Annotated in this window: 12 protein-coding genes and 1 tRNA gene; 7 read left to right on the plus strand and 6 right to left on the minus strand. The window is 64.3% G+C overall.

The genetic code is table 11. From position 1 onward, the window contains the following. Positions 1 to 180 precede the first annotated feature (180 nt). A complete protein-coding gene (locus ACWGPT_RS09785) occupies positions 181 to 2286 on the plus strand; it encodes a lytic transglycosylase domain-containing protein (RefSeq protein WP_452605403.1) in 2106 nt (701 codons plus the stop codon). A gap of 90 nt (positions 2287 to 2376) precedes the next feature. Here ACWGPT_RS09785 and ACWGPT_RS09790 read toward each other — a convergent pair whose 3' ends face one another. Both ACWGPT_RS09790 and ACWGPT_RS09795 read right to left on the minus strand, forming a co-directional pair. Beyond that, a complete protein-coding gene (locus tag ACWGPT_RS09790) occupies positions 2377 to 3408 on the minus strand; it encodes a porin (protein WP_452605404.1) in 1032 nt (343 codons plus the stop codon). A 169-nt stretch (positions 3409 to 3577) separates the two neighbouring features. Further along, complete coding sequence (locus tag ACWGPT_RS09795; RefSeq protein WP_452605405.1) at positions 3578 to 4642, minus strand: porin; 1065 nt, start codon at positions 4640 to 4642, stop codon at positions 3578 to 3580. A 535-nt stretch (positions 4643 to 5177) separates the two neighbouring features. Between ACWGPT_RS09795 and ACWGPT_RS09800 the strand changes: the two genes are divergently transcribed. The 4 genes from ACWGPT_RS09800 to ACWGPT_RS09815 all read left to right on the plus strand — a co-directional run bounded on the left by ACWGPT_RS09800 (position 5178) and on the right by ACWGPT_RS09815 (position 8130). Then, positions 5178 to 5633 (plus strand): hypothetical protein, encoded by a 456-nt coding sequence (locus ACWGPT_RS09800; RefSeq protein WP_452605406.1) that lies wholly within the window; start codon positions 5178 to 5180, stop codon positions 5631 to 5633. Positions 5634 to 5886: 253 nt separating this feature from the next. Further along, positions 5887 to 6162 (plus strand): hypothetical protein, encoded by a 276-nt coding sequence (locus ACWGPT_RS09805; RefSeq protein WP_452605407.1) that lies wholly within the window; start codon positions 5887 to 5889, stop codon positions 6160 to 6162. Positions 6163 to 6292: 130 nt separating this feature from the next. Next, the gene (locus tag ACWGPT_RS09810; RefSeq protein WP_452605408.1) at positions 6293 to 7030 is read left to right on the plus strand and encodes an NYN domain-containing protein; all 738 of its coding nucleotides are present in this window, start codon (positions 6293 to 6295) and stop codon (positions 7028 to 7030) included. 278 nt (positions 7031 to 7308) lie between these two features. Further along, a complete protein-coding gene (locus tag ACWGPT_RS09815) occupies positions 7309 to 8130 on the plus strand; it encodes an SDR family oxidoreductase (protein ID WP_452605409.1) in 822 nt (273 codons plus the stop codon). Positions 8131 to 8213: 83 nt separating this feature from the next. On the opposite strand, the gene ACWGPT_RS09820 is transcribed toward ACWGPT_RS09815, so the two are convergent. Further along, positions 8214 to 9074 (minus strand): SDR family NAD(P)-dependent oxidoreductase, encoded by an 861-nt coding sequence (locus ACWGPT_RS09820; protein WP_452605410.1) that lies wholly within the window; start codon positions 9072 to 9074, stop codon positions 8214 to 8216. 281 nt (positions 9075 to 9355) lie between these two features. Between ACWGPT_RS09820 and ACWGPT_RS09825 the strand changes: the two genes are divergently transcribed. Further along, positions 9356 to 10240, plus strand: a complete 885-nt coding sequence (locus ACWGPT_RS09825; RefSeq protein ID WP_452605411.1) for an alpha/beta fold hydrolase — start codon at positions 9356 to 9358, stop codon at positions 10238 to 10240. Positions 10241 to 10581: 341 nt separating this feature from the next. Next, positions 10582 to 11682, plus strand: a complete 1101-nt coding sequence (locus ACWGPT_RS09830; protein ID WP_452605412.1) for an FAD-dependent monooxygenase — start codon at positions 10582 to 10584, stop codon at positions 11680 to 11682. A gap of 142 nt (positions 11683 to 11824) precedes the next feature. Here ACWGPT_RS09830 and ACWGPT_RS09835 read toward each other — a convergent pair. The 3 genes from ACWGPT_RS09835 to ACWGPT_RS09845 form a co-directional block, all read right to left on the minus strand. Continuing rightward, positions 11825 to 11915, minus strand: a tRNA-Ser gene (locus tag ACWGPT_RS09835). A gap of 101 nt (positions 11916 to 12016) precedes the next feature. After that, positions 12017 to 12820, minus strand: a complete 804-nt coding sequence (locus ACWGPT_RS09840; RefSeq protein ID WP_452605413.1) for an aldolase/citrate lyase family protein — start codon at positions 12818 to 12820, stop codon at positions 12017 to 12019. 10 nt (positions 12821 to 12830) lie between these two features. Further along, positions 12831 to 14048 carry an NAD(P)/FAD-dependent oxidoreductase gene (locus ACWGPT_RS09845; protein WP_452605414.1) on the minus strand — a complete coding sequence of 406 codons (1218 nt, stop codon included), beginning with the start codon at positions 14046 to 14048 and terminating at the stop codon, positions 12831 to 12833. Positions 14049 to 14260 lie beyond the last annotated feature (212 nt).

Below are 14260 nucleotides of genomic sequence, written 5' to 3' on the forward strand. Positions count from 1 at the left end.
GTGATTAAGGTGGCGCACAATAGAGCGGTGGGAATGCGACGACAAGCGGATGCTGACGCGATTTCTGATGGTGAACCGCGGCGCCGACCGGGCGCAATTTCAACGATGCTGGTAAGCCTTCGTTAATCTACGAAGTAGCTAATATAGATAAGGAATCGCTTTCTTGTCGCGAGTCGCCGCATGAACAAGCCTGTCCTGTTGATGACCGCAGTCGGCCTTTGTCTTTCGGGGCCCCTTGCGGTCGCCGATCCCCTGCCGAAGGGCCCGGCTCCCCTGCCCTATGCGAGACCGGACAGCGCCGCCGCAGCCTTCCCCATGGCCCTCGAAATCACGGTCCCTTCGCGCGGCGGCCGCCTTGCGCCGGCACCCGTGCTGAAGGCCGGGCTGGACGCTTTGTCGGACAATGACGTGAAGCGGGCATTCGTCGTGCGCGACAGCCTGGAGGCCGGCTCGGTGGAACGCCAGATGCTGACCTGGGCGCTCGCCATGTCCGGCCTTCCGGGCGTTTCCTCCGGGGATATCGAGGAGGCGCGCGAGGAACTGAAGGACTGGCCGGGACTTACCGATCTGCGCCTGCGCTACGAACGCGCCCTGTTTCGCGAAAACCCTGGCCCCGAAAGGGTGATGGCCGAGTTCCGGGCCGCCGAACCGCAGACGCCGGAGGGCCTCTACCTGCGGGCAAAAGCCCAGATGGATCTCGGCGGCGAGGAAGCGGGTGCCACGATCCGCCGGCTCTGGACGTCCGACGTGCTCTATGTCGCCCTTGAAAACCGCATCCTCAAGGAGTTCGCGTCGCTCCTGACGGTGGCCGATCACAAGGCCCGGATGGACTTTCTGATGTACAGGGGCCGCGTCAGCCAGGCGAAGCGCTTCTCGCGCCTGGGCGAGGCCCAGTCCCTCTACAATGCGTGGGCCGCGAGGATAAACGGGGCGGGAAATGCCGAGGCGCTCCTGAAGGCCGTCGATCCCTCCTGGAAGGACGACCCGGCCTTCCTCTACCTGCGGATCGAGGCGCTTCGCCGCAAGGACAAGTATCGCGAGGCCGCCGCGCTGCTTGCAAAGGCGCCGCGCGACGCCGCGCGCCTCATCGATCCCTCCGAGTGGTGGAACGAGCAGCGGATCATTGCCCGTGGCCTTGCCGACAAGGGAGATTACGAGGCGGCCTATGCGATCGTATCCGAACATTCGGCCACCAAGCCGGCGGACATCGCCGATGCCGAATTCCATGCCGGCTGGTATGCGCTGCGCAACCTGAAGGATCCGCGGAAGGCCGCCACCCACTTCCGCCGAATCGTCGAGGCCTCCAGCAGGCCGATCTCGGCATCGCGCGCGCTCTACTGGCTCGGCCGGGCGGCCGAGGCGGAGCAGTCCGGCGAGGCGGAAGCGCATTTCCGCAGCGCCGCGGCCTATTCCGGCACCTTCTACGGACAGCTCGCCGCCGCACGTCTCGACATGCCGGCACTCTCGGTGGAGGCGCCCTCGCCCACCGATGAGGACCGCAACAGGTTCAACAGCCGTGCCGCCGTCGCCGCGCTCGACCGGCTGGAGGCGAGCGGCCATGAGAAACGCATCCCCATGCTGCTGGAGGCGCTTGCCGAGCAACTGGAAAGCCCCGGCGAACTCGCGCTCCTCTCCGAGCGGGCCGAGCGCAGGAAGGACCACAGCCTCGCGCTTCAGATCGGCAAGTCGGCCTTCTACAAGGGCCGGGACGTGGCCGCACTCGCCTTCCCGATGGGGGCAATCCCTGCGGGCGCCAACATTGCCGGTTCCGGCAAGGCGCTCGCCTATTCCATCGCCCGACAGGAAAGCGCCTTCAATCCGGCGGCCGTCTCGCCCGCCAATGCCCGCGGCCTGCTGCAGCTGCTGCCGAGCACCGCCAAGGCGGTCGCGAAACGGCACGGGCTTTCCTACGCGGCCGAAAGGCTGACGAGCGACCCCGGCTACAACGCCACGCTCGGCGCGCACTATCTCGGTGACCAGATCGAATCCTTCGGCGGCTCCTATATCCTCACCTTCATTGCCTACAATGCGGGCCCGCGACGGGTGAGCGAATGGATCGCCCGCTACGGCGACCCGCGGGGAAGGCCGATCGACGAGGTGATCGACTGGATCGAGCGGATACCCTTCCCCGAGACCCGCAACTACGTGCAGCGGATCATGGAAAACTACCAGGTCTACAAGGCACGGCTCGGCCAGAGTGCCGATATCGTCGCAGACCTGCGCTACGGCCGGGTCACCGAGCCTCCCGCGCCGCAGCGTCCCGGCGTGAACCTCGCCGAAAACTGATCCTCCCGCCGCAGGACAACGCCCATCCCGGCAACGAAAAAGCCCGGCTTCCGCCGGGCTCCTTCAAGCACGTAACCTGATCGACGAGGATCAGAAGTCGCGCTGCAGACGGACGAGGCCGCCCCAGTTTTCAGACGAGTCGTCGTAGGCAACCGAAACCTTCGATGCCAGGCCTTCGACGATCGTGTAGTTGACCGTACCACCGGCCTTCCAGTAGTCGTCGCCGCCGAAATCGCCTTCAGCGTCGTAGCTCGAACCCCAGAAGTACTGGAATTCCGGAATGATCTGAAGCTTCTCGGTTGCATTCCAGGCATAGGCGGCAGCAACGGTCCACTCAGCGGAGCTGAAGTAGATATTGTAGCCCGAGGAGTAGATACCTGCGAGGTAGAAGGTGCCGGGGCCGACGTCAGCCGAAGCGATCGCGCGGACGGCGCCGTCTTCGTTGCCGAAGTCGTACGAACCGAGGACTTCCAGTGCGGCCGGGCCGATCGAAACCTGAACGACACCCTCGAGGCCGAGGTTCTGGCCGCCGCCGACGATGGCGTCGCCATCGGCGTCAAGGCCAACCAGTTCGTCGTTGGTCAGTTCGTCCAGCTGGATGCCGGCCGTGAAGGCGTCGCCCGTGTAGATGTAGGCGATCGAGGTCAGGCGGTTGGAACCGAGATCGTCCAGTTCGCCCGGCAGATCGTTGGCATCCCACCAGTTGAGGTAGGTACCGGCCTTGAAGCCGCCGAGCTGCAGGTAGACTTCGTCGAAGTAGAAGTCGACTTCGCTGGAGTCGAGCTCGCGGGAAGCGTCGCCGTGAATGGCGATGAAGCCGGTCAGCTCACCGAGCTCGGTGTCGCTCTTGGAGGTGACGGCAAGACGGCCGCGCGTCCACGCATCCCAGTCATCATCGCCGAAGATGTTTTCGCCGAAGTCAACCTGGAAACGGATGTAACCGCCAACCTTGAGGCAGGTTTCGGTGCCCGGGATGTAGAAGTAGCCGGTGCCGAATGCGTCGCAGACGCGAACGTATTCCATGGGCTCGGGCTCGGCAGCGATGATTGCATCGGCAGCCTGTGCGCCAGAGACTGCTGCGAGAGCAGCAGCGGAGCCGAGAAGAAGGCCCTTGATGTTCATGTTAGTGCTCCAGTCAGAATTGAGTACGCATCCGCATGCACGGCGGAACGAAAAACAGCCGCCAATGGCGACCTGCTTCCCTGGAATTACCCCCAACCGGATGACCTTCTTTGGGTCGTCTCGTTATGCGAAAAAGCTCCCCCGGAGAACCGGGGGAGCCTTAGCGATATTAGAACGAACGCTGCAGGCGAACGAAGCCGTTCCAGAAGTCGTCGCCGCTGGTGTTGCCGCGAACGTTTTCGTCGTTCCAGTTAGCCGTAACCTTCATGGACATGCCGGTGGTGATGGCGTAGTCCACGGTCACGCCGGCGCGCCATGCGTCGTCGCCGTCGAAGCCGCCGTCAGCATCGAGACCGGTGTTCGAGAAGTACTGAACGCCGGGGGTGATGGTGAAGCGATCGGTTGCTGCGAAGGCGTACGAACCAGCGATGGTCCATTCCGAAGCGTTGTAGTAGGTGTTGTAGCCGGAAGCCCAGATACCAGCCAGCTGCAGGACGCCGGGGCCAACTTCAGCCGAAACGAGGGCACGGATAGCGCCTTCTTCGTTGCCGAAGTCGTACGAACCGAGAACGTCGAGAGCAGCAGCGCCGAGCGAAACCGTTACGATACCTTCGAGACCGAGGTTCTGACCACCGCCGAGCGTGACGGAGTCGGTAGCCGAGATAGCCGTTGCTTCATCGTTGGTCAGCTCGTCGAGCTGGATACCAGCGGTGAAGGCGTCGCCGGTGTAGATGTAGGCGATCGAGGTGTAACGGGTGCTGGCCGAGAGAACGTCGGTTTCGCCGTTGATGCCCTTATCCCACCAGTTGAGGTAGGTACCGGCCTTGAAGCCGCCGAGCTGCAGGTAGACTTCGTCGAAGTAGAAGTCGACGGAGCTGGAGTCGAGACGCTCGGAAGCGTCGCCATGAATGGCGATGAAGCCGGTCAGTTCGCCGAGCTCGGTGTCGCTCTTGGAAACAACTTCGAGACGACCACGCGTCCAGGCATCCCACTCGTCGCCGCCAACGAAGTCGTAGCCGCGGTCATCGAAGTCAACCTGGAAACGAACGTAGCCGCCGATCTTCAGGCAGGTTTCGGTGCCCGGGATGTAGAAGTAGCCGGTGCCGAATGCGTCGCAAACGCGAACGTATTCCATGGGCTCGGGCTCGGCAGCGATGATAGCATCGGCAGCCTGTGCGCCGGAGACTGCTGCGAGGGCAGCAGCGGAGCCGAGAAGAAGGCTCTTGATGTTCATTTTTGACCTCCAGTCAAAGTTTCGTATGGGTCTGGGTTTTTTTGCTGAAGGACAGCGTTCCCTGCCCCATCCCCGTCGATTTCCAGAAGACGGACGATCCACCGCCTCGCTTCCGAGAGTGAAAATACAAGAGGTGGTCCGCCATGCAATCCGGAAACTGGGCCATTCCACGTTACCGCGTCCGCTTACGGCAGCCCTGTTGCGGAAAGGACACAAATGTGGCGAAGACCCCGCCGAAAGGTTAAGGCTCTCTTAAGAAACCGCTTATGCGGCAGGCACTTACGGCTGAAATACGGGACCGGTCAGCGCGGAATCCCGGCTTTTTCCGCCCGATTCGTGCCATAAACGGGCAGTCAGCCACCGGCGACCGGCGTCGGCGCAAGGGCCAGGTTCCCGCTTTCGGGTCCCGAGTCGTCCCGGCCTCCCGATTCGCTTCCCCCCGTGATTCTTCCAGAGGTTCCCCTGCGTTCCGCGTCCGCTGGAACAAGGAGCGCCGGCGCGGCGTTTTCCGGATTGAAGATGGAAAGGACCGACAATGTCCAACGCGACCAATCACGGCACCGGCAACGAGCACTTCAATTCCGGCACAAGTTCCACCAGCTTCGGCCTCTCGGCGGAAAGCCAGGCGCAGATTGCGGACGCCGCGACGACCGCGGGCTCGACTGTCGGCGGCGAGGCACTCAATATATACCGGCTCGTGCCTGTCGCCCCGCCCGAGGACGCGCGCTGGCACAATGCGCCGGAGAGGCGGGAGGTGACGGTTGCGGCGCGGACGGCCGGCGATGCGCGGATCGTCGCGGCCGGGAGCGAGCTGGACTACATGGAAGTGGACGCGGCGCCGGGCGAGGACGTAACGACACGGCATGCCAGCCTCTTCCGCGACGAGAAGGCCTACACGGTTATAGAGGTGGAACGCGGCCGTGCCGATCTCCAGCGGGGACTGATCGAAGGCGACGTCCGGGTGGACACGATCACGCCCCTCCAGACGTGAACGGGAGTTATCCATCCGAACAGCCTCGCATGGCGTTTCATCGGGCATCATCGTTGCCTGGTTCAGTGGGACCTCAGAGTTCTAGCCTGTCCGGACTTCATCGCTATCCTTGCAATGGCAGGATCTCGCACCCATCTGCGGGGTGCCATCCATTCATACGATAATATCCGCGCGTAGCTTCGGCGCCGTACGGATCGGCGTTGCGTAGCGGCGCCGGAATTCTCCCTGAAGAACAAGAACAAGGAGACGCATCATGGAAACCGCGAAGACACTCAACGAGATGACCGCGCGCGAGCGCCTCGACTTGATCGAAACCGTCGCCGGGGCGCTGGAATACAAGGCGGAGGCCGCACTCGACACAGGCTGTCAGCGCGATGCGGCAAACAATTTCAGCCTTGCGGCCGCCATCCGCGGCCTCGCGAGCCTCGACGAAAGGGGCGACATGGCCTCCGCCGAACTGCTGCTGCAACTCGGCATCAACTATTGCGTCGCCAGCGAACCTTCCCCGCCGGCGCAGGTGCTTCACTAGAAGGACCGATGGCGGGAACTGGCATGGGGGCGCGGAAGCGCGCTACACTTTGGGACGCAAAGCGGCCTGACGACGAATCGCTCTCTTCTACTTCAGACCTGCGGCGGACCTGGATCACGGAACAAAGACCATGGCTGAACCACGCTCGCCCCGCCTTGCGGTTCTCATCGACGCCGACAACGCGTCGGCGAAGATCGTCGACGGGCTCTTCGAGGAGATCGCCAAGATCGGCGAGGCCAGCGTGCGGCGGATCTACGGCGATTTTTCCAGCGCCCGCTCGAAGGCTTGGACGGACGTTCTTGCCCGCCACGCGATCATCCCGCAGCAGCAGTTCGCCTATACGACCGGCAAGAACGCCTCGGACATCACGCTGGTCATCGACGCGATGGACCTTCTCCACAGCGGCCGCTTCGACGGTTTCTGCCTCGTCTCCTCCGACAGCGATTTCACAAGGCTTGCGTCACGCATCCGCGAGCAGGGGGTCGACGTCTTCGGCTTCGGCGAACAGAAGACGCCGGAGAGCTTCCGTCAGGCATGCCGCCGCTTCATCTATACGGAGAACCTCCTCCCCCAGGATCCGGTCAACGGCACGGACGAGACGCAAGCCGCCCGGTCGCTGCAGAGGCCGAGTGCTGCGACCCCGATCATCAAGAAGGTGATCGCCCAGATGGAAAGCGAGGACGGCTGGGTTCCGCTCGGAGCCGTCGGCACCCAGCTCGCCAACCTCGCCTCCGACTTCGACCCGCGCACCTACGGCTCGCGCAAGCTCAGCGATCTCGTCAAGAAGACCAACGCCTTCGATATCGACACGCCGGAGGGAAAGCCCCTGCGCATCCGCATCAAGCAGCCCGCACGCAAGGCGGGTTGATCAGCGCGACCAGGCGAGGACGCGCAGGAACATTCTTCCGCGTCCCAATATTTCGCTCCACCGCATCAATCGTTTCCCGCCCGCCTGGTTGACGGGTTGCGTATAAATGAACCACAGCCGGAACCGTCGGCAAACGGCCGTGTTTTAACCGAGCCAGGTTCCACCCGGATCCAAGGACCGGACACTCGTCATGCAGAAGCGCGCGGGCGAACTTCGGGGCTGTATGCCCAGGGATGAACGTCTCACCATCGAGACGATGCTGCGGATGGAGGTATGACATGGATGTCACCGTCATCATCGGTGCGGGAGGGATCGGTCAGGCCATCGCCCGCCGTATCAGCAGCAGCCGGCACGTCCTCGTTGCCAATCACACCCAGCCCTCCGCCGATGCAGCGGCAGAGGTGCTGTCGCTGGCAGGATTCGAGGTGACCGCAATGCAGGCCGACATCGCGGACCGCGCGGCGTGCCGGGCCGTGGCCGCACGGGCAGCAGCGCTCGGGCCGATCAAGGCGATGGTGCAGGCAGCCGGGGTTTCCCCCTCGCAGGCGCCCATCGAGGCGATCCTTCGGGTCGATCTTTACGGCACAGCGGTCCTGCTCGAGGAATTCGGAAAGGTGATCGCGCCGGGCGGCTCCGGTCTCGTTGTCTCTTCGCAATCCGGCTACCGCATGCCCGCGCTGTCGGCGGAGCAAGACGCGCTCCTGGCCACCACCCCCGCCGAGGAGTTGCTGAAACTCGATTTCGTCAGGGGGGTCACGGACACGCTGCATGCCTATCAGATGTCGAAACGGTGCAACTCGCTCAGGGTGCGCGGCGAGGCAGTCAACTGGGCGAAACGCGGCGCGCGGGTCAATGCGATCAGCCCCGGCATCATCGTGACACCGCTCGCGAATGACGAGTTGCACGGCGAGCGCGCCGAATTCTATCAATCAATGTTGAAGAAGATGCCCGCCGGGCGCGCCGGCACGCCTGACGAAGTGGCGGCCCTCGCCGCGCATATCATGGGGCCCGAGGGAGACTTCATCACCGGCAGCGATTTCCTGATCGACGGAGGCGCGACGGCCAACTTCTTCTACGGACCCGAAACCGGCCATCCATGACGGGCAAGCCCGGAATGGCGACATCGATCGCCACCGGTTCCTCCGGGACGCGGACGCGTGGCGGAGACCCCGAGATTGCGAAACTAGGCTGCGTTGTTCGCGCTGTCGCCAGCCGTCACGTCATAAGTTGCGCCGGTCACCATGTAGGCGTCATCGCTCGCGAGAAAGACGACGGCCGGAGCCACGGCTTCCGGCGGCAGCCAAGGCACTCCGAGGGGTGTCCTGGCGATAAGCTTTTGCCTTGCTTCGGCCTCGAGCCTTTCCAGCGGTTCGGCATTGGCCAGATCGCCGACAGCCTGTGCATAGCGCTGTCGATGACGTGTCAGCGGCGTATCGATCAGGCCGGGAACGATGGCGTTGACGGTTATCCCGTGCTCCCCCAGTTCCAGGGCAGCGGACTTCATCAGCCCGATGATGCCCCACTTGGAAGCCGAATAGGCGGCGCCATCCTTGGTGCCGTGCCTTCCCTGCGTCGAGGACGTGACGATGATGCGGCCCCCGCCATTCCTGACGAGATAGGGCGCGATCGCGCGAATGGCATTGCAGGTGCCGGTAAGATTGACGTCGATATGGTCGTGCCAGTCCGCGTCTTCCATAGCCAGGATGGGCTTGAACGACTGTATGCCGGCATTGGCGAAGAGGATGTCGATCTTGCCGAAGGTCTCCACCGTCCATGCCGCCGCCTCCCGCAAGGCGGACAGGTCGCGCTGGTCAAGCTGGCGCGCCGCCCATCGGCCGCCCGCCGTCTCCACAAGCCGTCCGGTTTCCTCCAGTTGCCCGGGCGTGGCGGGCTCGACTTCCATTGTCGGGCTCACCGGTCCAGCGATATCGAGCCCCACGACGGCGGCACCTTCGCTTGCAAATGCCACTGCAACCGCGCGGCCGATGCCCCGCGCAGCCCCGGTGACCACGGCAATCTTTCCTGAAAGACGCTGCGAGGACATCTGCCTGTTCCTTCCTCGATAGCGAAGGTGTGGGGCGCTACCCTCTCCCCGTGGATAACCCCGGCATCCACAGGGCCGCTCCTCTACCTGTCGCCGGCGGGGCTGACAGACTAACCGCGTCCGCCGAATCTTGTTCCTGCGATTTGGCCGGTAAGGTTTTCCAGGAGACGGAAACAGATGACCTTACCTGGCCAATCCCTTCAAGGCGAAAGCGGCCCGGCGGCGGCGGGAGGTCAACGACTACCGCTTGTTCTCGCCGGTATAGCTGCTAACTTCCCGTGATGAGCGATGATCAGAGCGGGTCCACACGGCGGGTCTCCCTCGAGACCAAGCGCGGAAACTACTCCCTTTACGTGAGGGAGAAGGGGGGCGCCGATGCGCCGGTCATACTGTTTCTCCACGGCTTTCCGACCAGTTCGCTCGATTGGACACCTATCCTGCCGCTCCTTGGCGACTATCGCGCGATTGCGCCCGACCTTCTCGGCTTCGGGCGGTCGGACAAGCCCAGCATCCGCTACAGCTATCCGCTCCAGGCCGACCTGATTACCGCGTTGATCGAGCAGCTCGGTATCGAGCGTGTGCGCGTGGTGGCGCACGACTATGCGGTTACCCTAGTACAGGAATTGCTACGCCGGGAAGCGGAAGGCGTCGTTCCGTTCCGCATCGACCGGATCGTCTACCTCAACGGCGGCCTATATGCCCGCCTGCACCGGCAGCGGCTGATCCAGCGGATACTGCGCACGCCCATGCTTGGTCCCTTCGTGGCCCGCCGGATGACCTCTGCGTCGCTGCGGAACGGCCTGAACGCACTGGCCGGTGAACCCGACGCCTGGACCAAGGCGGACGCCGAGGCGCACTGGCGGGAGATCGCGCATGCCGACGGCCTGGCCCGCCTGCCCCAGCTCCTCCACTATATCGACGATCGCCGCCGTCACGGCGCCACGTGGGAACCAGCGATGGAGGCAGCCGCCAGCCGAAGCGCGTTCGTATGGGGACCGGCCGATCCCGTGTCGGGCGCCCATATGCTGGCCGAGGTCCGCAAGCGCATGCCGGACGCCGAAGTCCATGAGCTGGACGGGCTCGGTCACTACCCCCACTGGGAACAGCCGGTCCGTTCCGCCGCCGCAATCAGGCAAGCGCTCGGCGCGGGTCAGACTGAAATATAAGGCGGTGTCAAAGGCGGGAGTCGCGACCGGGCGGTCCGTTGCCGCCTCTCCCGCGTCCTGATCGCGGCGATAAGCCGGATGGCGAGCGAGGCTGATCTTCCGCAAGGATGAAGGGGACGCAGGATGCTAGCCGCCGCGGCGCTCCCCTTGATCCCGCCATGCATCCCACTTCCAATGTTTAAGCTGAAACACGAACGCGTCTCCCGCAATACAAGGGAAACTGCCTGGGTCCACCCTGCCGAGGGGTCTCCTGTCCCGCAGGTTCCGTGGCGAGCCCGGCCAGTAATCTCGTGTCCACCAAGTTGCAGCCGACCATCCGACCGATGTCCGGGAGAAGCCAGATGCAGCATGTTCTCATCCAGGGCGCGGGTATTGCCGGAGCCGTACTGGCGTTTTGGCTGCAGCGGCTGGGCTTTGCGATCACGTTTGTCGAACGCTCGGCCAGGCCGCGCAGCGGAGGTCAGGCCGTCGACGTCCGCGGGACAGCGCTCGAGGTGATTGCCAGGATGGATCTCCTGGATGAGCTCAACGCCCAGCGCACCCGCTTCCTCGGGATGTTGGTATACGACGAAAAGGGCCATGAGTTTGAGCGCGTCGCCAACCGGACGATTGGCAGCCGGCCGGAGGATGGGGACATTGAACTGTTCCGCGATGATTTATCGCGAACACTTTATGCCGGCGTGGGCAATGCCCCTACCTTCATTTTCGGCGACGAGATTGCAGGCTTGCATGAAAGCTCCTCCGGCGTTCAGGTCACCCTGGCCAGTGGGCGAGAGCTTCAGGCGGACTTCGTCGTCGGGGCCGATGGTGTAAACTCCGGCCTCAGACGTCTGGTGTTCGGGACCGACGCCGCGTTGCTCCGCCATCTGGGCTTCTACGGCGGCTTTTATTCCAGACCGAATATCCCGCGCCTGGAGGGTTGGCAGCTGGTCGTTCGCACCGGCGAGCGCGGCGTGATACTCTATCCCAGCCGGAACAATGCCGAGCTCCGGGTTTGCCTGTACTTCGCCACCGGGGAACTGGACCCGGCTTCCGGAGATCCGCGGCGCCAGCGTGAGCTTTTCAAGAACCATTGCGGGGGAATCGGCGGGCCGTTCGAGGCCGCTGTGGAGGCGATCGACCGTGCCGAGGACGTTTACGCGAGCCCCATGGCGCAGGTGCAAATGGAGCGGTGGTCCAAGGGGCGCGTCGTGCTGGTCGGCGATGCGGCCTATTGCCCGTCGCCGCTTACCGGACAAGGTACCAGCCTGGCTCTCGTCGGCGCCTATGTTCTTGCACAGGAGCTTGCGCGCGGGGGGAGGATCGAAGATCGCATGACGCGCTATGAGCACAGGCTTCGCGCATTCGTCACCGCCAACCAAGCAATCGATGCCGCGACCGGCAGGGGTATCGATCTCGCCAAGAATGCGATGGACCTCGACGCGGACCCCGATCGGAGCTGACCTTATCGGCCGCGGCTGCAGGGCTATTCGGACCGGCGAACGGGCGCGATTGCGAATCGAAATCTCGTGGCAGGGTGACCTCCGGTCAGAAACTAGTCTGATCAGCATTAACCCAACAAATTCAATCGATTACGATGAACAATGGCGGAGAGGAAGGGATTCGAACCCTCGATACGCTTTTGACGTATACTCCCTTAGCAGGGGAGCGCCTTCGACCACTCGGCCACCTCTCCGGTGCGGCCTGATTATTTAAGATGCCGGGGGATTGCAAGGTCTTTTACGGCCGACCGGCGATTTGCCGGCCGGAGATTGCGAAAGCGCCGGGATGCGCGGTTCAGTAGCCCGAGGAGCCGCCGGTGCCGGGCGTGCCGCGGCCGTAGCGGCCGGCGAGGCTGCGCAATGCGCCGGCAAATTCCGCCACGTCCGATCCGACGGCTACGAAGCGGGCCCCGAGGTCGATGTAGCGCATGTTCAGCGCCTCATTGAAGGTGAGGATGCCGGCGGCCTTGCCGGCGGCGTTGATCGTACCGATCGCCTTCTCGATGGTCTCCTGCACCTCCGGCGCCTCGATGCGGCCGATATAGCCCATGTCGGCGGAAAGGTCGGCCGGCCCGATGAAGACGCCGTCCACGCCGTCGACGGCCGCGATATTCTCCAGGTCCGCGATCGCCGCGCGGGTCTCGGCCTGCACCAGCAGGCAGATCTCGTCGGCGGCCGTATCGGCATAGTCGGGAATTGTGTTGAAGGCGGAGGCCCGGGCGACGGCCGCGCCGACGCCGCGGATGCCGTGCGGGGGATAGCGCACCGCCCGCACCAGTTCCCGGGCCTGTTCGGCCGAATCGACCATCGGCACCAGAAGGGTCCGCACGCCGACGTCGAGCAGCTGCTTGATCATCCATGTCTCGCCCATCGGCGGGCGCACGACCGCCTCGGCGGAAGAGGCCGACAGGACCTGCAACTGGCGCATGATGCTGCGCACGTCGTTCGGGCCGTGCTCGCCGTCGATCACCAGCCAGTCGTAGCCGGCCGTCCCGGCAAGCTCGGCCAGGAGCGGTTCGCCGGTATTGAGCCAGAGGCCGATCTGGGGCCTGCCGCCCTCGCGCAGGGCTGCCTTGAACTGATTCTTCGGTGCGGGCATTCGATATTTCCTAGGAGAGAAGTTGCTTCAGGTCCGCGGCCGTATCGGCGAGGATCGCGCGGTCCGGCTCGATGCCCATGTCGAGGAGCTTCTTTCCCGTGACATAGGCCTTTGCGTCGTTGATGGCATCGACCGCAAGCAGCTTTCCCTCGCGGAAGTACCAGACGGAGACACTGCCGTCGCGCATGCCGGGCCTGACGAGGGTCTCGTCATAGCCGAGGTTGAAGCCGGCGATCTGCAGCTTGACGTCGTACTGGTCGGACCAGAACCACGGCTTCGGCCGGTAGGGCTCGCTTCCGCCGGCGAGGACCGCGGCAAGGGCCTCGGCCTGGTCGACGGCGTTCTGGACCGATTCGAGGCGGATGCGCTCGCCCTTCCACGGCAGCTGCGTGCAATCGCCCGCGGCGTGGATGGCCGGATCGGAGGTGCGCCCGAAGGCATCGACGACGATGCCGTTGCCGACCTCCAGCCCGCATTGCCGGGCAAGCCCGTCATTCGGTGTCACGCCGATGCCGATGATGGCGAAATCCACGTCGACGATACTGCCGTCGGAAAGCTCGGCGGCGCGGAGCCGGCCGTCCCGACCGATCAGCCGCATCAAGCCGGTGTTCTCGCGGATCGTCACGCCGTGCTGCAGGTGTATGGTGCGGAAGATTTCCGACGTCTGCGGAGCAGCGACGCGGGCCAGTATCCGCTCGGCCATCTCGATCAGCGTCACCTCGACGCCGCGGGTGCGCGCCACCGCGGCCGCCTCGAGCCCGATATAGCCGCCGCCGATCACCAGCAGGCGCCGGCCGGGACGCATCTCGCCCGCCAGCACATCGGCGTCGCGCTTGTCGCGCATGACGTGGACGCCTTCGAGATCGCCGCCGATCGCCCCCGGAAGGGTCCTCGGCGAGGCGCCGGTCGCAAGGACGAGCGTCTCGTAGTCGAGCGAGGAGCCGTCCTGCATGACGATGTGGCGGGTGTCCCGGTCGATGCGTTCCACATAGGTGGAAAGCCGGATGTCGACGGCGTTTTCCGCATACCAGCTCTCGGGCCGGAAGGTCAGGCGGTCGAACTCCATCTCGCCCAGCAGGTATTTCTTGGAAAGCGGCGGCCGCTGGTAGGGCAGCACGTCCTCGGCGCCGACGATGGTGATCGCGCGGTCGTCCTTCAGGCTGCGCAGCTTTGCCGCCACCGCGAAACCCGCCTGCCCTGCCCCGACGATCACCAGCCTGCCTGCCAAAGACCTGCTCCTCCTGCTGCCTTATCGATCCTTCTTCCGGCAGGGGTAGCCGCGCCCCGTCGCGACGTCAACCGATCTACGGGGGTACGTCTCCAAACCGCGCAAACACGGCTGCGGCGATTTCACCCACATCGCACCAATTCGACCGCAGGCATTCAGGAAGTATTAGGCGAAAACGCCTAGGATCGTGGCGTGAGGAGACAGAGGAGGGT

The sequence above is a fragment of the Pseudorhizobium sp. NPDC055634 genome, from assembly GCF_053618655.1.